The following is a 25,473-nucleotide window of genomic DNA, read 5'->3' on the forward strand; positions in this document are numbered from 1 at the left end:
ACTTTGAGTATAGCTGAACAAACAAGAAATGTCGAGGAACAAAGTCCCCGACATTTTCAATCCATCAACTTCAATTCTTTTTCCCTAAGACAGTACCGGTGTCTCTTTACCAGCAGATGGCCGGCTCTCTTCCTGCTCCCGTTTCCAGGGAAGACCGACTTGCATGCAGAGATAGCTGAGAGCGGAAAAGAAAATCGAAATGATCGTGGTATGAACCAGCGCCGCCACCAACTGTCCTCCGGTGAACACAGTGATGATTCCGCTCAATGCTTGCAGGGTAATCAGGATAAACGCAATCCAGCTCCCCTTGAACAGATCCTCACGTTCTTTATAACGGCGGATCACCACCCAGAGGAAGCCGAGCACACACAACCAAAGCGAAATCGCCGCATATCGGTGAAACATATGAATTCCCGCCAGGGATGAAAGGTTGGGGAAATAGGTTTCACCGCAGAGCGGGAATGCATAGCCGCAACCCATCGTGGCCTGCGCATGCCGAACCAGGGCCCCTGTATAGACGACCACATACGTATAGGCCGCCAATCCCCAGATCGCGTAATGAAGACGCTTGGAGATCGAAACCTTCGGCTCCGTCTGCGTGACCCGGGCCGCGGTTCCTTCCCGCAACTGAAATAAGCAGATCGCGAGCAACACCACACTGGCAAAAGAGATTAACGAAAAGCCGAAATGAAGCGCCAGTGCAAATTTCTTGGCAAAAGCCCCCTCAAAAACAACGGTCAAAGCCCCGAGTGCGCCTTGCAGCACCACAAAGAACAAACTCATAAAGCCCAATACTTTCACCCGGCGGTTGGTTCGGTAAGCCAGCCAGGACCAAACGGTCAAGATCAGGATCAAAAAACCGACTCCGCCGGAAACGATCCGGTGGCTGTATTCGATGACGGTTTCAATCGGCAAAGATTCCGGGATCAATTGACCGTGACAAAATGGCCAGGAGTTGCCGCACCCTTTTCCCGAACCCGTCTTGGAAACGATCGCTCCCATCAGCAACATCACATAGGAGCCGAACGAAGTAATGAGAGCAAGTATTCTCAACAAGCGGTAATTTTTCATCTGTCTTTCTTTCCCCCTTGAAGGCGGATCTTTCAGACCTCATCATACCACATCCATCCCCTTCAAGGTAAATCTGCCACGCAATAGGCACAAAGTTTACACAGTCTTGCAAAAAAGGGCAGTCTTGATCAGCATTTATATAGCTCATCGGTTAACAAGAAAAGACCAGCTCAAATAGCCGGTCTGTTATTAGGGAAAACCTATTTTTATTCAAACACTTAAGCCCACGTCACGAAACTTGTTTTTCCCCTTGCAAATACTCATCGGTCCAATAATCTGCATTCTTAATGCCCAGCTTTTCAGGATTAAATACCGGGTCGACTCCTTGCTTTTTCTGTTCTTCAAAATCCTTCAACGCTTTTAACGCCGGTTTGCACAGGATGAGAATGGCAATCAGGTTCAGCCAAACCATAATGCCTAAACCGATATCACCTAAGGCCCAAGCCAATTTTGCCGTTTTGACACACCCGTAGAAAGATGCCCCGAGAAGAACAATCTTCAATCCGAACATCGCCCATTTGCTGTCTTTACCCCGGGTTAAATAGGCAATGTTCGTTTCAGCTATATAATAGTAGGCCATAATCGTAGTAAAGGCGAAGAAAAATAACGAAATCGCCACGAATCCGGCTCCGAAACCGGGGAAAACCGTCTCGACTGCCGCCTGAGTAAATGCCGGTCCGGCTTCCACATCACCCAAATTTTTAACGATATAGGTTCCATCCGGTGCCTGGGTGTTATACATCCCGGTAAATAAAATCATAAACGCCGTCGCAGAACAAACGAGAAGTGTATCTACATACACCGAAAATGCTTGAACCAAACCTTGTTTTGCCGGATGGGACACTTCGGCCGCCGCGGCCGCATGCGCACCTGTTCCCTGACCCGCCTCATTTGAATAAATGCCGCGCTTGACTCCCCAGGAAATCGCCATGCCAACGATCCCGCCGAAAGCTGAATCCAAGGCAAACGCACTTTTAAAGATGAGTGCGAAAACACTGGGTAATTGATCAATATTGGCAAAAACAATGAAGAGCGAAACAAGGATATAACCGAGGGCCATGAACGGTACTACATATTGGGCTACCCCCGCGATTCTTTTGACTCCGCCAAAAATAATGAGACCCAACAGAACCACAATCCCGACGCCTGTAACGGTCGGGCTGAGACCAAACGCGTTTTTCAAACTTAAGGCAATGGAATTCGACTGTACACCCGGCATTAATACGCTCATGGCGATGACTGCGGAAACAGCGAAAAGAATCCCGTACCATTTCCACCCTGTACCTTTTTCAATGTAGTAAGCCGGTCCGCCGCGATATTGCCCATCCTGTTTGACTTTATAAATCTGAGCGAGTGTGGATTCGATGAAAGCGGTCGCAGCGCCGATGAAAGCAATCAACCACATCCAGAACACCGCTCCAGGCCCGCCGAAGGCAATGGCGGTAGCGGTCCCGGCGATATTTCCGGTTCCCACCCGGCCCGAAAGAGCGAGAGATAAAGCCTGGAAAGACGATACCCCGGCTTCAGAGCTTTTTCCCTGAATCATGAGGGTGATCATTTCCTTTATATGTCTGACTTGCAAAAAACGTGTCATGATTGAAAATAATAGTCCTACTCCAATACATAAATAAATCAGCGGGGAACTCCACAAAATCTCAGTCAACTTATTTACCCACTGCTCCAAAAAAATCCCCCCATTTTTATTTTAGCCACATTTAGAATTATAATTTATTTAATACATGTAAAACAATCTTTAAATATCAGATTAATATTTGAATATTATTCCATAAAATATATATTTTTCCGATTCCCGCGCATGATATACCGTAAAAAAAGCAGCTGTACAGGCTGCCAGGACGAAGGACCTACTTGAGCAGTCGCAAAAATTCTTTCATCAATCCGGGCAGGTCAGGCCAGGCATGACCGGAAACCAGATTGCCGTCTACGTGAATTGGAAAAAATCCTTTTCAACTCTGAAGAGGTCAAAAAAACCAGCCCACAGGGAACTGGTTCAAATACATTTATTTTATTGAATGAATCTGTTCGGACTTCTTTTTCAGTCGTGAAGGGATGCGATCATGGGAAATGAGGTCTTGTAACGTCTCCCTTTCAACGACGAGATCAGCTTTCCCGTTTTGTACAAACACCACCGCAGGCCGTGGAATCCGGTTATAGTTATTCGCCATGGAATAGTTGTAGGCCCCCGTACAGCTGACCGCCAGCAGATCTCCCTGCCTCACCTCGGGCAACCGGATATCCCAGATCAGCATATCCCCGCTTTCACAGCATTTGCCTGCAATCGAAACAGTTTCACCTGCTTCTTCCTTCGCCCGGTTCGCCAGCATCGCTTCATATTTCGCATTGTACAGGGCAGGGCGAAGGTTGTCCGTCATTCCTCCGTCGACCGCCACATATTTTCGGACCCCGGGCACTTCTTTCACCGTGCCGATGGTGTACAGGGTGGTTCCCGCTTCCCCGACAATACTGCGGCCGGGTTCAATCCAAATTTCCGGATATCTTGGGAAATGGGCAAAAGCCCGCGTGACGGCAGATGCGATGATCTGTACATAATGCTCGGGCGGTTTCGGGGTGTCGGCAGCTTCATAGCGAATCCCAAATCCGCCGCCCATATTCAAGATACGGGTCTCAATACCGTATTGCCGATAACATTCCGTCGACAGGCCGGCCATTTTTTCTACAGCCAATTGAAACGCTTCTGTCTCAAAGATTTGCGAACCGATATGGCAATGAAATCCTTCGAGCTCAAGATGAGAAGCCTGATGAGCCAGGAGCGCCGCCTGTTTGGCCTGGCCGCTGACAAGATCGAACCCGAACTTGGAATCTTCCTGGCCCGTTTGAATATAGGCATGGGTATGAGCCTCCACTCCCGGGCTGACACGAAGAATCACACTGGCTTTTTTTCCTTTTTCCAATGCCAGCGACTGCAACATCTCCAACTCGACAAAATTATCCGCCACAAACAAACGGATTCCGGCATCAAGCGCCAATTCAATCTCCATGGGAGACTTATTATTGCCGTGGAAATAGATGCGTTCCGCGGGAAAATCGGCCGCGAGCGCGGTATACAACTCACCTTCCGAGACAACGTCCAGCAGCAAGCCTTCCTCATCGACAATCCGGCACATCGCCATGGTGCTGAAAGCTTTGCTCGCATATCCTACCTGAAAGGAGAGCCCCGTCTTCTCAAACGCACGGACAAATTCCCGCATTCTTTGTCTGATGAGCTGTTCGTCCACAATATATAACGGCGTCCCGTATTTTTGAGCCAGTTCAACCGTATCGCAACCGCCCACTTCCAAGTGGCCTTGATTGTTAATCCGGCTGGTTCCGTGCAAAAACATGCTTCACTCTCCTTTGCTTGCCTCTGGGTGAAAAGTTAATGTTCGCTTCGACAATGGAACTTTAATACCCTTTAATATACGATAATTTACATCATAAATAAACCACCATTTTTAACATATTAACGTTAAAAAGCAATATACTCTATGTAAAAAAGAACCGAATCCTCTTTACCTCGGGGATTCGGCTGTTTCGCGACGTTGGCGATCCGTGTTTCGGCTGTATTGCTCCAGGATGAGCTGAACGGCTTTGGTCGTGACGGGTGCCCCCAACCGGATCTCATCGTTTTTTCTCATCTTGCCTATATCACCGATGCCCACAATCATGGGCACTTGAATCTTATTCAACACCTCCACTGTATCGCCGAAAATACGAAGGGGCTGTTCGGGCTTGCCTTGGCCGTATTTGTCAACTGCATAACTCACCACATTGCCGTGACAGTCCAAAGCCATCTGTACGGGGGTTCCCTGTCCCCGATAACAATTGGAAGCCACTGCAACAGCGCCCAACACTTCGATCTCCGGATGGTTCGCCACATATTGGAGTGCTTGTTCCCCCGCCCCCACGCCGGCTGAGCCGCAATCATCAAACATCACCAACACGGGGTCATAAGCCGCCTGTTTGATCAGTTCCACCAGCTGGGGACCGGTTAGGGGGCTGGGATTTCCGGCGGATAAAGAAATGCACCGGCCTCCTACCTGCCTCGCCACTTCTTCCAACGCACCTTTAGCGATCCGGTCTCCATCGGTGATCAAAATCACTTTGCGTTTGGGCATCACACTCCCCCTTCCAGCTTATCGAAATGAACGTCTCAAAAACCCCATACCACCAAGGCCCTTCCGAACCAGCTGCGGGTACACGCGGTCAGGACCAAACCGGCTCATGTCCATTCACATACCGTACGATTCAACCAATCATATATGCCTACCTATGCGTCTCTTTCCCATCCGTTCTTCCCGGAAATCACCAGACCCGAAAGACCATCCACTGGTAGATGGACCCTGCCACTTTTCCCAGTGCCATCGCCATTAACAGATAGAGAAGATGCTCCTGCATCCGCAGCCTTTTTGCCAAAATCGGCAAAACATTGATCACTTCCGTCAAGGCGGCGGCCAAAAGTCCCACAAAAATCCCCATTGTCAAGCCGAGCGGGATCGTCGCCCAATCCGGGAAGCCCATTTCCCATCCCCGGAAATCGATCCAGGTAAAGAAGAGCACCCCCAAAACAATCGAGTATTCGCAACCCCGGATAAACCGATGCGCTTTCGTCATCTGCACGAGCCTGGGTACGATATCCAATACGGTAATAAAAGCGACAAACCCGCTTCCGACGGCTATTCCCCCCGCCAAACCGATAAATATCAATATCAAACTATACAGAAGTTCCATGGGAATCCCGTTCCACTTTTTGCTTTTCGTCATTGATGACATACTGATCAATGGTTTCCTGGTAAAGGAACATTTCCAATTCCATCGGGCTTGGCTCTTCATTAAAGCGTCTTTTAAACAGATGGTTAAAAAATAAGATCATACCCGTACCGATCCCGATGGAATACGGGATTTGCAGGATCAGAGGCTGATGGACGTGTCGGCCGGTCACCAAATAATAGATTCGTTGGTGCACTTCCTGCATGCTGACATCCACGTGGAAATTCATAATCGCCAGCCCGGAACCGACAAATAAAATCATCCATACCAGGAGCACCAGGATGATTCTGGGCTCTTTGGCAGGAGGATGAACTTCGATAATCGTCTGGGTCGGCCCCACATTTCGAACATCCAGCGAAGGAGCCTGTTCACTGATCAGGCCCAGTATATCCAGAGAATCGATGACCGTATAATTTCCATGGTTGAGAGAAGCAGCGTATACAGGGATTTCTTTTATTTCTTCACAAACGGCGCCCCCCGCCAACCTGCAAATATCTTTGATGCGTAACAGTTGCCCAGGCTGCGCTTGCACTTTTTTCTTCAGCCGCAGATAGAGAATCGGTTTCACAAGGGCAACTTCCTTTCATGCATTGATATGATTAGTATGCTACACCCCGCTCTCTGCATGCACAAAAATAACCATGTAAAAAGCACCTCTTCAAACAGGTGCCTTGGAGAAACATCTATTTAAAATCCAGCTCCTCGCGGATCCGCGCAATGATTTTCTTTTCCAGACGGGATACTTGCACTTGTGAGATTCCCAGTCTTTCCGCTACTTCCGACTGGGTTTGATCTTTGAAATAACGCAGGTAAACAATTAATTTTTCCCGGTCGGACAAACGGTGAATGGCCTCTTTTAAAGCCAGTTTGTCGAACCAGGAAGTCTCGGTTTTGTCGGCAATCTGGTCCATTAAGGTAATCGGGTCTCCGTCATTTTCATAGACCGTTTCATGGATGGAGGTCGGGGCGCGGTTGGCTTCCTGGGCAAACACGATTTCCTCCGGGTCGACACCCATCTCCGCGGCAATCTCTTGAACGGTTGGTACCCGGTTTAATTTTTTGACCAATTCATCTTTGGTCTTGCGCACTTTGTTGGCCATTTCCTTGAGGGAACGGCTCACTTTCACCATGCCGTCATCACGGAGAAAGCGCTGGATTTCGCCGATAATCATCGGAACCGCATAGGTGGAAAATTTGACGTCATAATTTAAGTCAAACTTATCCACTGCCTTTAAGAGACCGATACAGCCGATCTGAAAGAGATCTTCCGCTTCGTATCCACGGTTCAAAAAGCGTTGGACGACAGACCACACCAAGCGAATATTGTGATTGATCAGCTTGTCGCGGGATTCTACATCCCCTTGCTGACTGGCCTGAATCAACTGTCTTACTTCTTCGTCAGAGAGATGACCATGTCTGCTGTTGCGTACATCCGCATCCATAAGAGATCCCTCAATTAGCCATCGTTTGCTGATGGCTTTTCAAGTATTTCACCATATAGACAGTTGTTCCTTGCCCCGGTTTGGAGTGGATGGTCACCTCATCCATGAAGTTTTCCATGATGGTGAAGCCCATTCCCGACCGCTCCAATTCCGGTTTGGACGTATAGAGCGGCTGTCTCGCTTCATTGATATCCGGGATGCCCACGCCTTGATCGGAAATGGTAATGCTGACGCGTGAACCCTCGATTTCAACGCGGATGTAGATCATCCCTTCCGTCCGCTCTTCATAACCATGGATGACTGCATTGGTGACGGCTTCAGAAACGACGGTTTTGATGTCGGTCAACTCCTCCATCGTCGGATCCAACTGGGAAACAAAGGAGGCCACAGCCACACGGGCAAATGCTTCATTTTCGGAACGGCTTGGAAATTTCAGCTCCATAAAGTTTTTATGTCCTTCGTTCATGATGCCACCCCACATGCGGAAACTGCACTGCGCTCATCTTCATAGATCGGAAGAATTTTAAATAAGCCCGACATCTCCATCAAACGGTAAATGGATGGCCGGATGGAGCAGAGCATCATTTTTCCTCCCAACTGAGTCACCTTTTTATATCGCCCCAAAATGACTCCCAACCCGGAACTGTCCATAAATTCCAAATCGGCCAAATTGAGTACCAGATGGGTATAAATCCCCTTTTCCAATTCCGTTTCAATGGTGCGGCGGACTTTTTCAGCCGTATGATGGTCCAGCTCTCCACATAACCGCACAACGAGTACATTGCGAGAGTGCTGTACTTGAAGGGTTAAACTCATCTGCTGCTCTCCTCTCTCTATTTTTATCCTATATTTCTACGAGCTTCCTGTTCTTTCCTGCTCCGATTCACAAGAACAAAAAAATCGAGGAACCTTGTCCTTTTTGTCCAAGTATTCCCCGACTTCGAGTCTACTCTGCCTCCCGCTCTTCTTCAGGCATGAATAAGACGTTTTTCACTGTACGTTTAATGGTTGACCAGATGCTTGCTTCCTGCACTTCGCTGGAGCTGGTCAATTCCAGTTCAGCAACGATTTTTCCATCTCTCTCAAATTGAATTTTCCCGAGCGTTTCTCCCTTTCGAATCGGAGCTTCTAACTTTTCCCATACAATCTTTTTGGTATAGGCATTTGGGTTGTCCCCTTTTCGCATCAACAAACTGACATTGTGATTGGCACGAATCTGAATGGTTTCCGGATCTCCTTTTTCAATCGGCTTCCGGGCAATCAGGTCGCCTTTTTTATAGACGACATGGCTCGTATACCGGTTAAACGCAAAATCGAGCATTTGGCAAATTTCCTGATTTCTCTTCTTGGTATCCGGTGCACCCATCACCACGGCAATCGCCCGGAAATTGCCCCGTTTTGCCGTTGCTGTCAGACAAAATCGGGCCTCGGACGTATATCCGGTTTTCAGTCCATCCAATCCCTCATAAAAACGGACCAGTTTGTTCGTATTGACCAGCCAGAATGGCTTTTTGCTGTTCTGGCGCAAATAGTCCTCATAGATCCCGGTGTATTTGGTAATCTCCGGATGCTTTAACAGTTCCCTCGACATGACGGCGATATCATAGGCCGAAGAATAGTGATCTTTGGCAGGCAAGCCGTTCGTATTTTGAAAATGCGTATTTTTTAATCCCAGCTCTTTGGCCCGTTGATTCATCATCTCGACAAATTGATCTTCCGTTCCGGCGATATATTCGGCTAAAGCGACCGAAGCATCATTGGCGGAAACGACGGCGACCGCTTTCAAGAGTTCTTCCACGGTCATCTGCTCCCCGGGCTCCAGATAGATCTGGGAACCTCCCATCGAAGCCGCATGCTCACTCACCCGAACCGGATCTTTCAGTGAGATTTTCCCGTCGTCCAGGGCTTCCATCACTAACAGCATGGTCATCACTTTCGTGATGCTGGCTGGAGGCAGGGGTTTATGACTGTTTTTCTCAAACAGGACAGTGCCCGTATCTGCGTCCATCAGAACCGCAGAGATCGCCTGGGGCGCCAAATCTTGTTCTGTTTCAGCAAATGCCTTGGGAAGAAATAGAGTACATCCAAGGCAAAACGCCAACATCATGATGCCGAATCGTGTTCGCATCCATCGTCCCTCCTATTCAATGTATCCTTAGTCTGAACACGATACAGGTTAATTATTCCAGAAGCATCCCGCGAGTATACAAAAAAGCTTTCACTCTTTGCAGAAAGAGTGAAAGCCTGGTGTACGGGACTGAAAAATTGAAGCGGGCTATAACTGCTCCATTTCCTTTTCCATCTCTCCGATCTTCTGTTTGATCTTAGCGGCAGCCTCCTCATACACAGCGGGGTCCGCTTTTTCCGAACAAGCCAGGAAGATGCTCTCATAATAGTGTTCGCAATCGGATTTTAGCTTCTCCTTCATCTGTTCGGTCATGAGACGCCATTCCTGTTGATAGTGACCGAAAAACCGCTTCTGTTCCTGCTCCAAATAGCAGGCAACTGCCGGTTCCAATACTTTTTTCATTTCTTCTTGCATGCGTGTCTTGTCATTCTTCTCGAAAAAAGATTTGGTACTTTTAAACACAGCGATCGCGCTTTTAAAAGATTGCACGGTGAGGTCCTGAAACGGATCTTTAAACTCCAATTGCCGGAATGAATCGTTCAGTTTCAAGGATAAGGGCAGCTCATGGTCGATCTTTTTGCACCGGTCCGCCATGGTCTGTAAGTGGGTATCGCCTTTGTCATTCAGCCATTTTTCGATCCTGAGCGAGGTAGCTCTCATCTCTTGCAACAGATCGTGCTGCATAAAGTCGGCCATTTCCATCACGCAGGCTTTTAATTTCTGTTTCACGTCCCCGCCGTCTTCCCTCAGTGCGGACGGATTAAAGATCTCGGTAAAAATGTCATGATATCTGAAGAACAACCGCTGTTTCACATAATAAAGAAGTTCGTTGATCTCCTGCTCCAAGGCAAGCTCTTCCGAGCGTGGATCATACTCATGAATCGATTGCAGCACTCTGGCCTTCTCTCGCTCATATTGCTCTTTTTTCCGCTGTTTTTCTTCGTTTCCCTGCCGGGCGGCCTCGATGATCGAACTCAATACACGTACAGCCCGATGCAGGTCGCTCTTCATACTGTTCAAGGATACCAGCATCAGATCTTTCATCATAAATGAGGAAAACGCCTGTTCAAACACGCGCAGACCGGAATGTCCGTCCGGTTTTTCTCCTTTCTTTTCCGCCAGGGCCAGCAGGCTTGAAACCGCAAACAATCTGGGGTTTCGAATGCCGTATTCCAGAAGCTGTTCCTTGATGTATTGTTTGACCGCCTGAAGTTCCTCCGGAGAAGAAGCCAAATCAGCCGCATTGATGATAAAAAACATTTTATCCAGTGCAAATGTATCTTTTACCCTTCCCAATTGGAGAAGAAACTCGCGGTCCGCCCGGGAGAAAGGATGGTTGTAATAGGTGACAAAAAAGCAGGCATCGGCATTTTTGATATACCGGAATGCCACTTCCGTGTGCCGGGCGTGAATCGAATTGGCTCCCGGCGTGTCCACGAGGGTGACTCCCTGTCGCGTGAGCGGGCAATCGTAATAAAGCTCGACGGACTCGACAAAACATGATTTTTCCTCATTGGCTACATAGTCGGCAAACTCATCGACACCCAGGATCAACTGCTCTCCCAGCAACCCGGCAAATGCCGCGAACCCTTTTTGCACCGCCTGCAGAAAAGGCAAGGCTGTCTTTTGCCGTTCGGCGGGCGCCGAACCAAAGCTTAGATGATGGATTCCCTGTACCGCTTCCTCCAGTGAAGCAGGCTCTTGTTCAAACAACTTATACACTTGCTTTAAATCCCGGAACAGTGTTTCCCGTGTCTTAAAGCGGATGACAACCTGACCGTGGGGATGCCCGTCCGTCGGAGGGCAAACCTTATTAATGGTTGCCGTTGTCGGGTTGGGCGAAACCGGGAGCAGCTGTTCTCCGATAAGCGCATTGGCGAACGAAGATTTACCGGCACTGAATGCCCCGAATAAAGCGACGGTAAATTGTTTCGTTTCCGCCCGCTGCCGTTTTTCCATCAGCTCTGTTCGGATTCGCTGCAGGCCCTGAAGATCGCCCATCAGATTCTCGCAAACTTCCACATGGTTCAGTGTCCGTTTTATTCTGGACGTGAGATCCCCGGCTTCCCTCGCGGACCCGGCTTTTTCTTCATCAGATACTTCACTTTCCTGCCGGGAAACATTCGATTTCAGCGAACTTGTAAATCTCTCTTTGGATAACTGAACCGGTTTCCTGTTCTCCAAGAACTCCTCGATCTCGGCAGGAGCATGAACTTCTTTCCGACCGTGTAAGAGATCGTTCAAATGCTCTTCATATCCATCCAGTTGTTCATTTACCAAGGCAATGTCACGGGTGACTTTCAAGTATTGTTCATACCGGCGGAGTTTCTCCTCCATCCGTTCCCGTTCGTCCATCAACCTCTCTTCCAGCTTTTGCCCAATTGAAGCAAAAAATGCGTTTGCTTGCTGCCGGTACAAACGCTTGATTTCATTCGCAAGATCTTCCGCGTAAGTGAGGAGATAGTTTCCCGTGAGGCCGGCTCCGGCCTTGACCACTTTGGAAATGATCGCCGGTTCCAGCAAAGCGCCGCAGGAATAAATGTTTTCGGCAAACGCCTCTGTATAGAGGTCATGTTGTTTTAAAAATTGAATCAGGAACTGTTTGAAATGCACGTCGATCTGGGTTTCTACCGTTTGTTTCAGCTTTTCATAGAAGGCTGATGCGCGGCGTTCTTTCTCTTTTTCCGTTTTGGCTCTGGAAAAGAAAAAGCCGACTTTGAAATCAGATTTGACCGTTTCCAGGTACAATCCGGCCAGCTCCCGCACGTCATACGGCATCAGGTATGCATTTTTCAGAATGGACTCGATTTCTTGCTTATATGCCGTTTCGATCTTGTTCAGCCGGTTGTGCATCTCCTGTTGTGCTTGACGAAGCGAATCCAGCGTTTGTTCAATCTCCTCTTGCGGAGGCAGTTGCCCGTTCAGCTCATTCAGCCATTTCTCGATCGTTTCCCGGTTTCTTTCCCGGAGAGAAGTCAGGTGTTCACCGATTAAATAGGCCGCTTCAGCCAAGGCACTGGTTTGAATCAGCTCTTCTCTTTCCCGGATCAGGCTTTCCAGGAATTGTTCCAATTTACGGAATTCATTAAAAGGATGATGCGGCTGGCGCAGCGAGGTGTAAAAGATGCCGTCCACCTCGATCTCCCAGCTTGCAAACGACCGTTGGACACTCTGTTGATATTGCTCGAAAGCAAGCTCTGCGTCCCGGTGTTTATCGATTTGATTAATAACCAGATAAACCTTTTTGCGGCGCTTCTTTAATTCTTTGACGAACTGCAGATTCACCTCGGATTGAACATGGTTATAATCCATTACATAAAAGATGACATCAGCCAGGTGCAAGGCTGATTCGGTTGCGATCCGGTGGGCGTCATCCGTGGAATCGATTCCCGGAGTGTCCAGGAATACCACCCCTTCCGGCAACGGGGACTTACTCGTATATACATGAACGGCAATCACTTCTTCCCCGTTTTTACATAGCTCTTTCAGCTCTTCCTTCGTATAGTTTCCGGCATACGTGTGGCTTTCGCCGGAACTCAGCAAAAGGGTGACACGGTCGTCGCCGGCCTCAATTTTGACCACGTTTGCGCTGGTCGGAATGGGGCTTGTCGGCAAGATATCTTCCCCGAGCAGCTCATTTAACATCGTCGATTTACCCGCGGAGAAGTGGCCGCAAAAGGCGATCATACATTCATGTTTATGCGTTTTTTGCATTAAATCCAACAGCTTGGCCCGATTGACTTCATCGCCTTGCCGATCCATCTCGCGATATACTTGTGCAAGTGTATGAATCAAGGTCGAGTGCAACTTTTCAATCATCAGTGTTTCCCCTTTGGTTCAAAGATGTTTTCTGTGGCCATCCTCTACGGAGCCCCAGCCGAACAGGGCTACTCTATATCTAATAATCTACTATATCACAACGTTTTTTTGTGCTCCCATAACCAAAAAAATTGCCCCGGAATGACGGGGGAATCACCAGGGGACACCGAACTTCTGTTAAATTTTTACATCATTTGGCTGATTCCTGTTCATCGTCCGGGTCCGGTTTCATGTAAGTGAGTCCCGAAACATGGTATTGTTCCTCCATTTCTTCATGGATCAGATCGCATACCGATAATTCTTCGGCTAATTCTTCTTCTCTCGTTTCCTTGTTGTCCTTTTCCATCCATTTTCCCTCCAAATCATCTCATCTTTTTTCTGTGAATATGCGCTGTGTTTCTTCCATCCGTCGGTGTCCACTATTTTTCCAAGAGTCCCGTCATTTTATGAGCGGACAGGTTCCATCCGTTGGTCCTTCTTATTCACTGACCACTGTCCATGATCTGTCGTCACCATTTCCCGCTCTGAAACTTTCGCATCAGTGTCTTCCCTGTTCCGATTGCAGATTTTATCATTTGTCACTTAAACGAAGTGCAGAACGATTCATTCAGACCCGCTGGCTTATTTTTCATCCTTCGCCTCTGTGAAGAGTTTGATTTGCAAGAAAAAGCTTTCATATTTTCTAATGTCAGGGCTGTCCCTTTGTGATAATTTAGTTTAAAGAGGGAGATTGCTTTGTTGCTCGTTTAAACTAAGTTTTCTTGTTCAGAAAGTTTTTGCAGATAACAGTGAAACAGTGAGGTGACGGGTATGCCAATCACCGGCGACCAATATCTGATTAAGAAAATAAACAAATCCATTGTTCTGAACACGATTAGAAATAAATGTCCCCTGTCACGCGCGCAAATCTCGGAGCTCACCGGATTGAATAAAGCAACCGTCTCCACGCTGGTAGGGGAATTGATCGAAGAAAATCTGGTGTACGAAATCGGACCGGGGAAGTCCAGCGGGGGCAGAAGACCCGTCATGCTTTTATTCAATAAGCTGGCCGGCTATGCGATCGGCGTGGATCTGGGGGTAAACTACATCTTGACGGTTCTGACCGACTTGCAGGGGAACATTGTCGGAGAAGAGACATGCGAATTGCACAACCGTTCGTTGGACGAAGTGATTCCCCTGTTAAAGAAATCGATTCAATCCGTGTCGAACCAGACGCCCAAGTGCACCTACGGAATCGTGGGAATCGGTATTGGGGTGCCCGGATTGGTGGATGATAAAGGTCTGGTCCTGTTCGCTCCCAATCTCGGGTGGAAAAATGTGAATCTGAAGGAGATGATTGCCACCGAATTCAACACGCCTGTCATCATTGACAATGAAGCGAATGCGGGCGCTTACGGGGAAAAATTGTTCGGTGTGGGAAAAGGCATTTCCAACCTGGTCTATGTAAGTGCCGGGATCGGGATCGGGACAGGCATCATCTTAAACAACGAATTATACAGAGGAAGATCCGGTTTTTCCGGGGAAATCGGTCACTTGATCATCGAGGTGAATGGCAAAAAATGCAGTTGTGGAAACAAGGGATGCTGGGAGCTCTACGCATCCGAAAGAGCTCTGGTGGAGGAGGCAACATCCCTGCTAAGCGGCAACTCCGGTTTGGGAAAAGAAGAGATCGACCTTTCTTATTTGGTCAAACTGGCCAATCAGGGAAAACCGGAAGTGATCCGTTTGTTCAATCAGATTGGGGAGTATCTGGGAATCGGGATTACCAATATCATTAACACGTTCAATCCGGAGATGATCATTATCGGAAACCGGCTGACGATGGCCGAACCATGGATCAGCAATCCGATCCACCGGGTGGTTGAGAACCGCTCGTTGCCCTACCACAGAAAAGATTTGAGAATCGAGTTCTCCAATTTATCCGTTTACTCTTCAGCCCTGGGTGCAGCTTCCCTCGCCGTCTCCAGTTTCTTTTCCGGCGATGAGGTTTCGATTTTGCAAAGCCGTGTCTGAGATGTCCTTCCAAGTATACAAAGGGTTCGACTTGCCAGCGATGATTCATAATTTTCTACAGTAGGGCTGGTCATTGCGACCAGCTTTTAATATATGATTTTTAATTAAAGAAGATCTCCCTTTGCTTTGTACAGCTTAATTCGCTCTACTTCGCTATTCACCAGTTTGCGGTGCTCTTTGGACAGAAACCAGCTTACGGGATGCCACTCGCCCGTATCTGCATAATAGTTGGTGATTTCGATCCCGTGTAGCTGAAAGACTTTGGCGAAAGTGAGGTAGGTGCGCAACTGATGGAATGGTGAAGTGACCAGGATGACATGAGATAAATGATATCTTTTCAGCCAAGTGAGTACATACTCCGCATTTTCACGAGTGTGCAACGACTGGTTTTCAACAAATATGGCTTCCGGGGGAACGCGGTCCAAGTGAATCTGCAAGCAGGAAAGGATCATGTACATCCGCGACGCAACCATGTCTTTGACTTTATTCTGTAAGAATTACCAAGGTTGAAACACTTCTTCCAATGCAACTACCGGTTTCTCCCGCGGCCATTTTATATAAAGTTTATTATAGATTGTGATAAGTTTATTAAAGTATAGGCGAGATCCGAGATCTTTTGCTAATTCTGCCGCCTCGGTCAGAATGGCGGTGCTTTGCTCTAGTTCCCCCTGTTGAATTTGCACATGTGCTTGATAATAGAGCATATCCAATCTCGTGATCGGCTCGATTTCTGGATCGTTTGTCTCTTTTTGCATGGCAATCAAGGCTTTATCCGCCTCTTTTGGTTGGCCGAGAAGCAGCCGGGACTGTGCATCCCCGAACACGTAGAGAGCATAACGGCTTGCTCGCAGGTAGGGATAGGCCGGGTCATTTTCTGGTTTCATGGGAAAGTGCTCGTAAGCCAGTCCCATAGCCCGCATAGATTCCTGAAATTGTCCCCGCATTGCGTATACCTCTGCAATCCCTGCATAGGTGCGCCCCTTGAGCAGTGGGGTAACATTGTTACCCAATAAAGAAACCGCATGTTTATAGGCTTGCAGGGCTCTTTTACTGTGTTTGCGGATGAAGCCAGGTTGGGCAGAACTAAGGTGCCAACCGAGATTGGCAAGGCTGATGAGTGCATTTACCTGTAAATTGGTGTCGCCCGCTAGTTGAGCGTATGAGAATGCTTGTTGGCCTGCCTGCTGTGCTGTTCCAAAGTCTTCACGGTCAGTAGCTAACTCACAGGTAAGTTGATAAGCTTGTGAAGCAAGTCTAGCTGCAGATTTTTGCAACGGGCCTGGTTGCCTGGCAAGCAGTGCAGTTTGATTTCGATAAAGGGGCAGAATAGCCTCAACTTGATATGGGCAACCACTAAAATACAAATCCTGGCAAGCAGCAATTCCTTGGGCATAGATTGAGAGCAAATCGTCATAACACAAGCTTGCCGGATTGCCAGCTGTTCCACTCAAAGCACCAGCAGAAAAAGAGGTCGTAGTAACTTCGCCTGGGAATTGGAGTGTTTGAATTCTATCTGTGTCATTACGCAGTAAACCTAGCTGCTCAGGTGTTTTTTGCAAGCATCTGCATAATCGCTCTATGCTGTCTACTCTGATCGGTTCCCCGCGTTCTGCACGTTCAATGGTTGAGAGAGAGAGTTGAGCGAAGTCCGCCAGTTGTTGCTGACTCCACCCCTTCTTACGTCTTGCTGCGCGCAACAAGAAATTCTTCACCAGCGCACCTCCTCTTGTTTCCGCTTTCAGCCTATCAAAACCATTTTTAAGATTACGTCATAAGTCAAGGATAAATGACGGGTTAGTGACGCATTTAAATTTTTATCTTGATTTATAATTCTGACTAGTAAATCAAATCCAGTATACCACTTGGTTCAATCACTTAAAAGTAGTATGCATGATTTTTTAATGAAATCTATAAGAAGGTGATTACCATGCTCACTCTCAGGATTGAAGGTCCTAGAAGCGAAGTCCATGCTTTTATTCAGGACGTCAAAAACAATCCCCAGACCAGAGTAATTGCCCAATCTATGCCTTATATGGAAGAAGTTCTTGAAGGGCAAAATGTAACAAGCTATTGTCAGCTTCAATACCATTCACTTGAGAAGATGGGAAAGTCGATGGTTGTAACGCTTGAGACAAAGGAAGGGGAGAATCTTATCTTTTCACTTGAATACGGGAAGGTGATAAGGGTAGGCAATATTTTTCAAATAACCGGAAAGATTGTAACTTTCCTGCCGAAAATTTCAAGCCGGTGATGTGAGTTACAGGAAAAAGCAAAAGGTCATGGATGTGTGGAGGTGATTTCTATGAAGGAAGAGAAAAAAGAAGATCGGAAAGATGTTCATGTTGTCCATTCACACGGCGAAGTCGGGCGCAATTCACTCATTCCAATACATGTTGATAAATTGTTGCACTCTTCGCGTGAAGATCATCGACTCGTGCGGGTACGCCCGGTATGGAATCGACTTAAACGCCATTAAAGAGCTTCGATTCCCAGAATCGATCTGAAAAGAGCGTCACCGAGTGTGCATCGCAAATGATTGAATCGATTGAACTACCAGCATCGGGACTTAACCAAGTGCTGCGAAAAACGAACCCGTGCCAGATTAGATCGGCACGGGTGTTTTACCGTTTACATTCGCAGAACCCCGTCCGCCGTCACCAGACAGCGAATCAGAGCGGGTGGAGAGGCTGGCCGGTTCTGAATGTGGATGGCTCGGATCAGACGCTTTTTCACTTCCTCCAGCGCTGTGGTTTGATTGACATACAGAGTGGCGAGCGTTTCTCCTTTTTTCACTGGATCTCCGATTTTCTTATGCAGGATGATTCCGACGGCATGATCGATCGGATCTTCTTTGGTGGCGCGGCCTGCCCCTAATTTCATCGCACACAGACCCACTTCTTCGGCTTGAATCGCTTGGACGATTCCTTCCGTTTCAGCCGGAACGGGGATTTTTTCTTTCGGTTGGGGTAAGCGTTCCGGATGCTCAATTTGTGCGGGATCGCCATGCTGGCCGGCGATAAACTCCTTCAATTTTTCAAGGGCACTGCCGTCTCGAATGCACTGCTCTAAAGTTTGACGCGCGTCTTCGGGCGATCCATATTTTCCGGACAGAAGCAGCATCTGCGTTCCCAGCACCAGGCTGAGTTCAGTCAGATCCGCGGGTCCCTCTCCTTTGAGCGTATCGATCGCTTCTTTTACCTCAATGGCATTTCCGACCGCGAATCCGAGCGGCTGGCTCATATCACTGACCACAGCGACCGTGGTTCTGTCCACATGTTTTCCGATGGCCACCATCGCTTGGGCCAGGCGGATGGCATCTTCTTCATCCTTCATAAAGGCGCCGTCGCCGGTTTTGACATCCAATACGATCGCATCCGCACCGGCGGCAATTTTTTTGCTCATGATGGAACTTGCAATGAGCGGAATGGAATCCACCGTCGCCGTTACATCACGCAGCGCGTACAGTTTTTTATCGGCCGGGGTAAGATCGGCGGTTTGTCCCATGACGGCGATCTTGCTCTTATTCACCAATCTGGTAAACTCGCTGATTTCCATTTCGGTGGAAAATCCGCGGATCGACTCCAGCTTATCGATCGTGCCACCGGTGTGCCCCAATCCACGGCCGGACAACTTGGCTACTGGTACGCCCGCAGCGGCAACCAGCGGGCCCAGCACCAGCGTCGTGGTATCTCCCACTCCGCCTGTGCTGTGTTTGTCCACCTTGATTCCTTCGATCATCGACAGATCCACTTGCTCCCCGGATTGTGCCATCGCCATGGTCAGATCCGCGGTTTCCTTATCCGACATTCCCCGATAAAACACAGCCATTGCCCATGCGGCCATCTGATAATCCGGAATGTTGCCCTTCGTATATCCCTGAATCAGGTAATGAATCTCCTCGGTGGTGAGGGTGCCTCCATCCCTTTTCTTGCGAATCAGTTCAACCGTGCTCATCCGATGCTTACCTCTTCCAAGATTCCTTTAATGAATGTCATGAAACGCGGCTTGGTGCGGTTTGCCACTTCCACCACCTGCTCATGGGTCAGGGGTTCCAACTCTTCCCCGATGGCCATATCCGTGATGCAGGAGATGCCCAGCACCTGAAGTCCGGCATGGCGGGCGGCAATTACTTCCGGAACGGTAGACATCCCGATTGCATCAGCTCCCAAATTTCTGAGCATGATGAGCTCCGCCGGCGTCATATAGGTAGGGCCGCTCACTCCTGCATAAACCCCTTGTTGCAACTGAACATCCTGTTTCCGGGCAACCAGGAAAGCCAGCTCTCTCAATTCCGGGGTATAAGCGGCGGACATATCCGGGAAACGGGGTCCGAGCTCTTCCTCATTGGGACCGATCAGCGGGTTGGAACCGGTCATATTGAGATGATCGGTAATCACCATCAGGTCACCAGGCCGGAAATTCGCGTTCATTCCCCCGGCTGCGTTGGTGGCGATCAACATCCTGATCCCGAGCGCTTTCATCACGTACACAGGGAAAACCACTTCCTGCTGGCTGTATCCTTCATAAAAGTGGAAGCGTCCCTGCATGGCAACTACCGTTTTTCCGCCCAATTTTCCGATGACCAGTTGTCCGGCGTGGCCTTCCACCGTGGAAACCGGAAAATGCGGAATCTTCCCATAAGGCACAACAACCGCTTCCTCAATCTCTTTGGCCAGATCTCCCAATCCCGATCCCAGAATCAGACCGATTTCCGGCTGATGATCCGTTTCCCCGGCAATCTTGTTCTTTGCTTCTTCGATCATTTGCATGCGCTTCATCCGTGATCCTCCCCTGATGTTAACATTCGCGAATAATTCCTTTCACCAAACCGATAAATTTCGTTTTGACCCGGTTGGCTGTTTCCATCACTTCTTCATGACTTAACGGTTGAGGAAGAATTCCGGCAGCCATGTTGGTGATACAAGAAATCCCCAGCACGCGGATTCCGGCGTGGCGGGCGACGATCACTTCGGGAACAGTGGACATGCCCACTGCATCCCCACCCATTTTCCGGATCATGCGGATTTCAGCCGGCGTTTCATATGACGGGCCCAGGACACCCGCGTAAACCCCTTCCCGGAGATGGATTTCCTCCGCCTCAGCGACACGCTTGGCCAGCTGGCGAAGATGGGGATCATAAGCTTCCGACATATCGGGAAAACGAACGCCCAACTCGGGATCATTGGGACCGATCAGCGGATTTCGGAACATCAAGTTGATATGGTCACTGATCAGCATGAGATCCCCCGGTGCGAAAGATTCATTCACTCCCCCGGCCGCGTTGGTGACTAACATCGTTTCCACGCCCAATTCTTTCATCACGCGGATCGGAAAAGTGACGGAGGACGGGTCATGCCCCTCATACAGATGAAAGCGTCCGGACATGGTGACCACTGCTTGATTTTCCAATGTACCGATGATCAGTTTCCCGGCATGCCCTTCCACCGTTGATACGGGGAAATGGGGAATTTCCTGATAATCGATATGAACCGGCTGAGCGATTTCTTCCGCCAGAACCCCCAAACCGGAACCGAGAATCAACCCGATTTTCGGCCTTACTTCCGTCTTGGAGGCAATGAACCGGGCTGCTTCGTTGATCTGCGCACGAGTAAAACTCATCGTTTCACCTCATCCCTTCTGTATAAAGTCTGCTCATTGTACACACCGTAGAACCGCCTCACGAGATCATCTGTCTTCCCCGGTTGAAACTGTCAGCCATGGAAGCTTTCCGTGAAAATGCTGCCTACTCCAGCTCTCTTAAAAAACTTGTGCCAATTGCCGGAGATTGTACGTTAAAATTGTCAGCAATCGTCGCCCCGACATCAGCGAAAGTTTCCCGCAGGCCCAGCCATTTTCCTTCGCGGGCCAATCCCTTACCGTATACCAGCAGCGGCGTGTATTCGCGGGTATGATCCGTACCGTGATGAGTGGGATCGTTCCCGTGATCTGCGGTGATGATGAGCAAATCCTTGTCATCCAAGGCTTCCAGGATTTCCGGTACCCGTGCATCAAATTCCTCCAGCGCCCGGGCATAGCCGACCGGGTCACGGCGATGTCCGTATTTCGCGTCAAAATCGACCAAGTTGATAAAAGCCAGTCCATGAAACGGCTCCGCGAGAACGTTCAGCAATTGATCCACCCCGTCCATGTTGGATTTGGTATGAATCGAGCGGGTGATGCCAACACCGGCATAAATGTCTGAAATTTTGCCGATGCCGATCACATCCAAACCGGCATCCTGCAAATGATTCAGCACCGTCCTGGCCGGTGGTTTGACGGAATAATCGCGTCGGTTTGCCGTTCGGGTAAAGTTCCCGGGTTCACCGACAAAAGGCCTGGCGATCACGCGGACCACGGAGTATTTCTCATCCAATGTGAGTTCACGGGCAATCTCACAGATGCGGTAGAGCTCGTCCAACGGTACAATCTCCTCATGAGCGGCAATTTGAAACACGCTGTCAGCCGAAGTATAAACGATGAGACTTCCCGTTTTCATATGTTCTTCGCCCAACTCGGCGATGATTTCCGTTCCCGAAGCCGGTTTGTTGCCGATCACCTTGCGTCCGGTTTTCTCCTCAAAAGCCCGGATCAGCTCTTGAGGGAAGCCTTCGGGATAAGTTTTAAACGGCTTGTCCGTGTAGATCCCCATAAACTCCCAATGCCCGGTGGTGGTATCTTTTCCTTTTGATATTTCGCTCATCTTTCCGTAAAAAGCTCCCGGAGACCGAACTGGCTGTACACCTTTGACCGGCTCGATATTGCCGAGCCCCAGCCTCTCCAGATGGGGCAAATGAAGCCCGTTCTGGTGGTCCGCGATGTGCCCTAGCGTGTGAGCACCCGCATCCCCGTATTCTTCGGCATCCGGCAGAGCACCGATCCCGACACTATCCAGGACAATGAGTGTGACGCGAGGAAAATGTTTCATCTTTTTACACCACACTTTTATTCAATGATACTCAGAAAAAAAAAGAACGAACGAATATAAGGCTGTCCGACAGCATCATTCTCCCAACCAATAGAACATAAGCAGGCGTTCTTTCATTTCATCCATCGTTTTATTTCCTGAAAGCGTTTCTTGATGTGCAAAAACTTTTACCGCACCGCCAGACGGCTCCTTGTACAGTAAACCAGGGCGCAAGAAGGTGGAGAGTAATGCCATGATCTGGTACAGGAGCAGTGTAAACAAGACAAAAAGCAGGATAAATTTTGTCCAGTCCTTGATCTTTCTGAGTGAAATGATCATAAGAAGGATCGTCCTTTTCCAAGGTTTGTACTAACTTATGGAAAAGGACGGTCATTTATGCTTTTCGTCGAATCGTTCAGAGCACGTGGCGCCCCATGACGTCATTGAGGGAAACGTATGGCAGGTTTAAGCTTTCGGCAACAGCCTGATAAGTAACATTCCCATTCAGCACATTGACACCGCGGGCCAGAGCGCGGTTTTCAGTCAAGGCTTGTTCCAAACCTTTGGAGGCGATTTGCACGGCATAGGGAATCGTCACATTGGTCAGGGCAAAGGTAGACGTTCTCGGAACAGCACCCGGCATATTGGCCACCGCATAGTGTACCACACCATGCTTGACATAGGTAGGGTCGCTGTGAGTGGTGACGCGGTCAATCGTTTCAATCGATCCCCCCTGGTCGATGGCCACATCCACGATGACCGAACCCGGCTGCATCATTTTCACCATTTCTTCTGTCACCAGATGAGGGGCACGGCGCCCGGGAATCAGGACCGCACCGATCAAGAGATCCGCTTTTTTCACAGCTTCCGCAATATGGTAGCTGCTGGACATCAACGTGTGGAGCCGTCCTTGAAAGAGATCATCCAGCTGCCTTAAGCGATCTGCGTTCACATCGAGAATGGTAACGTTCGCACCCATTCCCACGGCGATTTTCGCTGCGTTGGTTCCGACTGTCCCTCCGCCGATAATCACAACTTCACCCGGCAGAACTCCGGGGACACCCCCTAAAAGAACGCCTCGGCCGCCTTTCGGCTTCTCCAGAAATTGGGCGCCCACCTGTACGGCCATACGCCCGGCCACTTCACTCATGGGGGTTAAAAGCGGCAGAGATCCGTTGTCGAGCTGGATGGTTTCATAAGCGATCGCAATCACTTTCTTCTCCATCAAGGCACGGGTTAGCTCCGGCTCAGGCGCGAGATGGAGATAGGTAAACAAGATGAGGCCTTCCCGGAAGTACGGGTACTCCGACGGTTGCGGCTCTTTAACTTTTAGAACCATGTCGGCGCTGTTCCAAACATCTGCGGCCGAATCGATGATTTTGGCACCATGCTCGATGAAAGCCTCATCCGGAAATCCGCTTCCTTCCCCGGCTCCTTTTTCCATGATCACCTCATGCCCGGCATGGATCAGCGCATCCACCCCTGCCGGGGAAATCGCGACCCGGTTTTCATCTTTTTTTACCTCTCTTGGAACACCAATTATCATGATGTTGATCTCCTTTGCAAAAATTATCTTATCACTATGATTGGATAGTTCAATATCATTTTTAACAAAAAACGTGAGATCTTTGCATCGATCTCACGTTACCTTGGAACCTACCAGTTTTTTCGGGTCCGGGACTTGTCCTTTGCAACGATGGCAAATTCCGTGAAAAGTCAGCCGGTGATCCACTATTTGAAAGTCATATTCTTTCTCAACCCGTTCTTCAATCGGGCCCAACAAATCCTCCATGATTTCGTCTACCGTACCACAATTGAGACAGATGAGGTGGTGATGATGATGTTCCGCCCCTTCAGCGCGAAACTCGTATCGAGTTACACCATCGCCAAAGTTCAGCTTATGAATGATCTGCAGATCACTCAAAAGCTCCAATGTACGATACACGGTGGCAAGCCCGATTTCCGGAGCTTTTTCCTTCACCAACAGGTAGACATCCTCTGCGCTTAGGTGATCTTCTTCATTTTCCAAAAGCACTCGGACAGTCGCTTCCCGTTGGGGGGTCAATTTGTAGTTATGGGCGGACAACTGTTGTTTAATTTGGTTCACCCGTTCTTCCACATACACACCCCCCCTGCGTTCCTGACACCATTATATTGGAGGAAACCCAAGGAAGTCAAACCAAATAAAATATACTATCATATAATAATTATTTTAATTATAGGCCGCATGCAGAGTCAAGAAACCGACCGTAGGAATGGCATGCCTCATCAAGTGAGGGGATACATACGCCACAAAAATGGCCGAAAGCAGCAGGATCGCGGCCATTCCCGTCACCAGGATCGAAAATGAAACAAACTGGGGGTAAATCGTGCCGCGATGGTGAATCAACCGGTTACGCACCAATAACATGGAGAAATGAATTCCGGCTACCGATACAATGATGATCGCAGGAATCACCAACAAGTTTTGCGGCACCACCGAAACAAAGGCAAACCATAACCCTTTCCAGGATAACTGGCTGACTAAAAATCCCACCGTAAATCCGATCACCAGACCTTTAAGAAAAATAAATACCAAGAGCACCGGAATCCCAATCACCGAAAGACCCAAGATCCACATCAAACCCACTGTTTTCAAATGATCACCCAGAGCATGTTGAAAAGCCATCTCCGGCTCTGCAATCGAATTTTGTTCGAGACCGCGGAAAAAGTAACTCAAATAGTTAATGAGCCCTTCTTTTTGCTCGGGGTCGAGCGTATTCACAATCACGGCTCCGAAGATGACCCCCATCATGAACAACACGGTAACAAATATGTAGAGAGATTTCTGATTTTGTACATGCACCTGAAGTGTCTGGCTCCACTGGCTTTTCCTTTTCTTGTTCATATCCGGTCCCTCCTTGTCCTGTCACTCTAACTCTATGACAGGAAGAGGGAGAATATACGAGTTCCCCTGCTAGAAATTATAGATTCGGTGTCAAAGAAGACTGCATTCCCCGGCTGTAGAGGGATCGAGCCGGCAACCTTTCCATCTCCGTTTGTAAATCGTTGTTTGGAAGGTTACCGGCTCTTTTCCCCACACTTTATGATGTTCTGCGGCTTTAATGGAGTGGGCCCGTCCACTTTCTACCCTATCTCTTTTTCACAAACTTTGAATCTAGTTGCTTTTCTTGCGCAGCATGAATCACCGCTCCGCTTCCCATAAACAATCCGGGGCCGATGACGCCGCCAATCGAAAACATCGGGACATGACCCGCCTGCAAGTCTTTTCTCAAATGGCTGTCTCCACCCATCCGCCCCTCCTATTC

26 protein-coding genes and 1 pseudogene are annotated in these 25,473 nt (G+C 48.8%); 3 read left to right on the forward strand and 24 right to left on the reverse strand.

All coding sequences use genetic code 11. The features are described 5' to 3' along the window. Positions 1 to 84 precede the first annotated feature (84 nt). The 13 genes and pseudogenes from BMW55_RS09215 to BMW55_RS19345 all read right to left on the reverse strand — a co-directional run bounded on the left by BMW55_RS09215 (position 85) and on the right by BMW55_RS19345 (position 13,594). Positions 85 to 1,071: a COX15/CtaA family protein gene (locus tag BMW55_RS09215; RefSeq protein WP_089967762.1), complete on the reverse strand. Its 987-nt coding sequence runs from the start codon at positions 1,069 to 1,071 to the stop codon at positions 85 to 87. 229 nt (positions 1,072 to 1,300) lie between these two features. After that, positions 1,301 to 2,755, reverse strand: coding sequence for an alanine/glycine:cation symporter family protein (locus tag BMW55_RS09220; RefSeq protein ID WP_089967765.1), 1,455 nt, complete (start codon positions 2,753 to 2,755; stop codon positions 1,301 to 1,303). A gap of 181 nt (positions 2,756 to 2,936) precedes the next feature. Next, a pseudogene (locus BMW55_RS19690) lies at positions 2,937 to 3,023 on the reverse strand (peptidase); the annotation flags it as partial. 69 nt (positions 3,024 to 3,092) lie between these two features. Beyond that, complete coding sequence (lysA, locus tag BMW55_RS09225) at positions 3,093 to 4,433, reverse strand: diaminopimelate decarboxylase (RefSeq protein ID WP_089967768.1); 1,341 nt, start codon at positions 4,431 to 4,433, stop codon at positions 3,093 to 3,095. Between the two features lie 168 nt (positions 4,434 to 4,601). Then, positions 4,602 to 5,207 (reverse strand): stage V sporulation protein SpoVABEA, encoded by a 606-nt coding sequence (gene spoVAEA / locus BMW55_RS09230; RefSeq protein WP_089967771.1) that lies wholly within the window; start codon positions 5,205 to 5,207, stop codon positions 4,602 to 4,604. A 187-nt stretch (positions 5,208 to 5,394) separates the two neighbouring features. Next, complete coding sequence (locus BMW55_RS09235; RefSeq protein WP_089967775.1) at positions 5,395 to 5,820, reverse strand: stage V sporulation protein AB; 426 nt, start codon at positions 5,818 to 5,820, stop codon at positions 5,395 to 5,397. Further along, on the reverse strand, positions 5,804 to 6,427 hold the full coding sequence (locus BMW55_RS09240) for a stage V sporulation protein AA (RefSeq protein ID WP_089967778.1): 624 nt from the start codon (positions 6,425 to 6,427) through the stop codon (positions 5,804 to 5,806). The genes BMW55_RS09235 and BMW55_RS09240 overlap by 17 nt, the downstream gene beginning before the upstream one ends. Positions 6,428 to 6,542: 115 nt before the next feature. Beyond that, on the reverse strand, positions 6,543 to 7,301 hold the full coding sequence (sigF, locus tag BMW55_RS09245) for an RNA polymerase sporulation sigma factor SigF (protein WP_089967781.1): 759 nt from the start codon (positions 7,299 to 7,301) through the stop codon (positions 6,543 to 6,545). A gap of 10 nt (positions 7,302 to 7,311) precedes the next feature. Continuing rightward, positions 7,312 to 7,767, reverse strand: coding sequence for an anti-sigma F factor (spoIIAB, locus tag BMW55_RS09250; RefSeq protein ID WP_089967784.1), 456 nt, complete (start codon positions 7,765 to 7,767; stop codon positions 7,312 to 7,314). After that, positions 7,764 to 8,117, reverse strand: coding sequence for an anti-sigma F factor antagonist (gene spoIIAA, locus BMW55_RS09255; RefSeq protein ID WP_089967787.1), 354 nt, complete (start codon positions 8,115 to 8,117; stop codon positions 7,764 to 7,766). The genes spoIIAB and spoIIAA overlap by 4 nt, the downstream gene beginning before the upstream one ends. 130 nt (positions 8,118 to 8,247) lie before the next feature. Beyond that, on the reverse strand, positions 8,248 to 9,429 hold the full coding sequence (locus BMW55_RS09260; protein WP_089967791.1) for a D-alanyl-D-alanine carboxypeptidase family protein: 1,182 nt from the start codon (positions 9,427 to 9,429) through the stop codon (positions 8,248 to 8,250). Positions 9,430 to 9,576: 147 nt separating this feature from the next. Continuing rightward, positions 9,577 to 13,248, reverse strand: coding sequence for a dynamin family protein (locus tag BMW55_RS09265; protein WP_089967795.1), 3,672 nt, complete (start codon positions 13,246 to 13,248; stop codon positions 9,577 to 9,579). Between the two features lie 190 nt (positions 13,249 to 13,438). Continuing rightward, a complete protein-coding gene (locus BMW55_RS19345) occupies positions 13,439 to 13,594 on the reverse strand; it encodes a hypothetical protein (protein ID WP_170839841.1) in 156 nt (51 codons plus the stop codon). A 464-nt stretch (positions 13,595 to 14,058) separates the two neighbouring features. Here BMW55_RS19345 and BMW55_RS09270 point away from each other — a divergent pair, with 464 nt between their 5' ends. After that, complete coding sequence (locus BMW55_RS09270) at positions 14,059 to 15,261, forward strand: ROK family transcriptional regulator (protein WP_089967798.1); 1,203 nt, start codon at positions 14,059 to 14,061, stop codon at positions 15,259 to 15,261. A gap of 104 nt (positions 15,262 to 15,365) precedes the next feature. Here BMW55_RS09270 and BMW55_RS09275 read toward each other — a convergent pair whose 3' ends face one another. Together BMW55_RS09275 and BMW55_RS09280 are read right to left on the reverse strand one after the other, a co-directional pair. Then, positions 15,366 to 15,719 (reverse strand): YdcF family protein, encoded by a 354-nt coding sequence (locus BMW55_RS09275; RefSeq protein ID WP_170839842.1) that lies wholly within the window; start codon positions 15,717 to 15,719, stop codon positions 15,366 to 15,368. Between the two features lie 39 nt (positions 15,720 to 15,758). Further along, positions 15,759 to 16,973: a helix-turn-helix domain-containing protein gene (locus BMW55_RS09280; RefSeq protein ID WP_170839843.1), complete on the reverse strand. Its 1,215-nt coding sequence runs from the start codon at positions 16,971 to 16,973 to the stop codon at positions 15,759 to 15,761. A 215-nt stretch (positions 16,974 to 17,188) separates the two neighbouring features. Between BMW55_RS09280 and BMW55_RS09285 the strand changes: the two genes are divergently transcribed. Both BMW55_RS09285 and BMW55_RS19350 read left to right on the forward strand, forming a co-directional pair. Then, positions 17,189 to 17,512, forward strand: coding sequence for a hypothetical protein (locus BMW55_RS09285; protein WP_089967807.1), 324 nt, complete (start codon positions 17,189 to 17,191; stop codon positions 17,510 to 17,512). A 51-nt stretch (positions 17,513 to 17,563) separates the two neighbouring features. Further along, positions 17,564 to 17,737, forward strand: coding sequence for a hypothetical protein (locus BMW55_RS19350; protein ID WP_170839844.1), 174 nt, complete (start codon positions 17,564 to 17,566; stop codon positions 17,735 to 17,737). 152 nt (positions 17,738 to 17,889) lie between these two features. Here BMW55_RS19350 and BMW55_RS09290 read toward each other — a convergent pair whose 3' ends face one another. The 9 genes from BMW55_RS09290 to BMW55_RS19355 form a co-directional block, all read right to left on the reverse strand. Then, positions 17,890 to 19,215, reverse strand: coding sequence for a pyrimidine-nucleoside phosphorylase (locus tag BMW55_RS09290; protein WP_089967809.1), 1,326 nt, complete (start codon positions 19,213 to 19,215; stop codon positions 17,890 to 17,892). Next, positions 19,212 to 20,030: a purine-nucleoside phosphorylase gene (locus BMW55_RS09295; protein WP_425283839.1), complete on the reverse strand. Its 819-nt coding sequence runs from the start codon at positions 20,028 to 20,030 to the stop codon at positions 19,212 to 19,214. The genes BMW55_RS09290 and BMW55_RS09295 overlap by 4 nt, the downstream gene beginning before the upstream one ends. Before the next feature lie 28 nt (positions 20,031 to 20,058). Further along, positions 20,059 to 20,880, reverse strand: a complete 822-nt coding sequence (locus BMW55_RS09300) for a purine-nucleoside phosphorylase (protein ID WP_089967814.1) — start codon at positions 20,878 to 20,880, stop codon at positions 20,059 to 20,061. Between the two features lie 124 nt (positions 20,881 to 21,004). Beyond that, entirely contained in the window at positions 21,005 to 22,186 is a 1,182-nt protein-coding gene (deoB, locus tag BMW55_RS09305; protein ID WP_089967817.1) for a phosphopentomutase, read from the reverse strand. 75 nt (positions 22,187 to 22,261) lie between these two features. After that, positions 22,262 to 22,504: a DUF4227 family protein gene (locus BMW55_RS09310; RefSeq protein WP_089967820.1), complete on the reverse strand. Its 243-nt coding sequence runs from the start codon at positions 22,502 to 22,504 to the stop codon at positions 22,262 to 22,264. A 76-nt stretch (positions 22,505 to 22,580) separates the two neighbouring features. Then, positions 22,581 to 23,711 (reverse strand): alanine dehydrogenase, encoded by a 1,131-nt coding sequence (gene ald, locus BMW55_RS09315; RefSeq protein ID WP_089967823.1) that lies wholly within the window; start codon positions 23,709 to 23,711, stop codon positions 22,581 to 22,583. Positions 23,712 to 23,804: 93 nt separating this feature from the next. Continuing rightward, positions 23,805 to 24,284, reverse strand: a complete 480-nt coding sequence (gene fur / locus BMW55_RS09320; RefSeq protein WP_089967826.1) for a ferric iron uptake transcriptional regulator — start codon at positions 24,282 to 24,284, stop codon at positions 23,805 to 23,807. A gap of 93 nt (positions 24,285 to 24,377) precedes the next feature. Beyond that, positions 24,378 to 25,052: a stage II sporulation protein M gene (gene spoIIM / locus BMW55_RS09325; protein WP_089967830.1), complete on the reverse strand. Its 675-nt coding sequence runs from the start codon at positions 25,050 to 25,052 to the stop codon at positions 24,378 to 24,380. Between the two features lie 244 nt (positions 25,053 to 25,296). Beyond that, positions 25,297 to 25,458, reverse strand: a complete 162-nt coding sequence (locus BMW55_RS19355; RefSeq protein WP_170839837.1) for a hypothetical protein — start codon at positions 25,456 to 25,458, stop codon at positions 25,297 to 25,299. Between the last annotated feature and the right edge of the window lie 15 nt (positions 25,459 to 25,473).

Origin of the sequence: Lihuaxuella thermophila (genome assembly GCF_900110165.1) — a bacterium.
Lineage (GTDB): Bacteria > Bacillota > Bacilli > Thermoactinomycetales > Thermoactinomycetaceae > Lihuaxuella > Lihuaxuella thermophila.

What these genes read in the sequence shown, in the direction of transcription:
- BMW55_RS09270 (WP_089967798.1), top strand. Translation starts at nt 14,059, where the DNA reads ATGCCAATCACCGGCGACCAATATCTGATTAAGAAAATAAACAAATCC.
- BMW55_RS09295 (WP_425283839.1), bottom strand. Translation starts at nt 20,030, where the DNA reads ATGCAAATGATCGAAGAAGCAAAGAACAAGATTGCCGGGGAAACGGAT.
- ald (WP_089967823.1), bottom strand. Translation starts at nt 23,711, where the DNA reads ATGATAATTGGTGTTCCAAGAGAGGTAAAAAAAGATGAAAACCGGGTC.
- BMW55_RS19355 (WP_170839837.1), bottom strand. Translation starts at nt 25,458, where the DNA reads ATGGGTGGAGACAGCCATTTGAGAAAAGACTTGCAGGCGGGTCATGTC.
- BMW55_RS09290 (WP_089967809.1), bottom strand. Translation starts at nt 19,215, where the DNA reads ATGAGCACGGTTGAACTGATTCGCAAGAAAAGGGATGGAGGCACCCTC.
- BMW55_RS09285 (WP_089967807.1), top strand. Translation starts at nt 17,189, where the DNA reads ATGCTCACTCTCAGGATTGAAGGTCCTAGAAGCGAAGTCCATGCTTTT.
- BMW55_RS09235 (WP_089967775.1), bottom strand. Translation starts at nt 5,820, where the DNA reads ATGGAACTTCTGTATAGTTTGATATTGATATTTATCGGTTTGGCGGGG.
- BMW55_RS09310 (WP_089967820.1), bottom strand. Translation starts at nt 22,504, where the DNA reads ATGATCATTTCACTCAGAAAGATCAAGGACTGGACAAAATTTATCCTG.
- BMW55_RS19345 (WP_170839841.1), bottom strand. Translation starts at nt 13,594, where the DNA reads ATGGAAAAGGACAACAAGGAAACGAGAGAAGAAGAATTAGCCGAAGAA.
- spoIIAB (WP_089967784.1), bottom strand. Translation starts at nt 7,767, where the DNA reads ATGAACGAAGGACATAAAAACTTTATGGAGCTGAAATTTCCAAGCCGT.
- lysA (WP_089967768.1), bottom strand. Translation starts at nt 4,433, where the DNA reads ATGTTTTTGCACGGAACCAGCCGGATTAACAATCAAGGCCACTTGGAA.
- BMW55_RS09300 (WP_089967814.1), bottom strand. Translation starts at nt 20,880, where the DNA reads ATGAGTTTTACTCGTGCGCAGATCAACGAAGCAGCCCGGTTCATTGCC.
- spoIIAA (WP_089967787.1), bottom strand. Translation starts at nt 8,117, where the DNA reads ATGAGTTTAACCCTTCAAGTACAGCACTCTCGCAATGTACTCGTTGTG.
- deoB (WP_089967817.1), bottom strand. Translation starts at nt 22,186, where the DNA reads ATGAAACATTTTCCTCGCGTCACACTCATTGTCCTGGATAGTGTCGGG.
- BMW55_RS09260 (WP_089967791.1), bottom strand. Translation starts at nt 9,429, where the DNA reads ATGCGAACACGATTCGGCATCATGATGTTGGCGTTTTGCCTTGGATGT.
- spoVAEA (WP_089967771.1), bottom strand. Translation starts at nt 5,207, where the DNA reads ATGCCCAAACGCAAAGTGATTTTGATCACCGATGGAGACCGGATCGCT.
- BMW55_RS09265 (WP_089967795.1), bottom strand. Translation starts at nt 13,248, where the DNA reads ATGATTGAAAAGTTGCACTCGACCTTGATTCATACACTTGCACAAGTA.
- spoIIM (WP_089967830.1), bottom strand. Translation starts at nt 25,052, where the DNA reads ATGAACAAGAAAAGGAAAAGCCAGTGGAGCCAGACACTTCAGGTGCAT.
- BMW55_RS09215 (WP_089967762.1), bottom strand. Translation starts at nt 1,071, where the DNA reads ATGAAAAATTACCGCTTGTTGAGAATACTTGCTCTCATTACTTCGTTC.
- BMW55_RS19350 (WP_170839844.1), top strand. Translation starts at nt 17,564, where the DNA reads ATGAAGGAAGAGAAAAAAGAAGATCGGAAAGATGTTCATGTTGTCCAT.
- BMW55_RS09275 (WP_170839842.1), bottom strand. Translation starts at nt 15,719, where the DNA reads ATGTACATGATCCTTTCCTGCTTGCAGATTCACTTGGACCGCGTTCCC.
- sigF (WP_089967781.1), bottom strand. Translation starts at nt 7,301, where the DNA reads ATGGATGCGGATGTACGCAACAGCAGACATGGTCATCTCTCTGACGAA.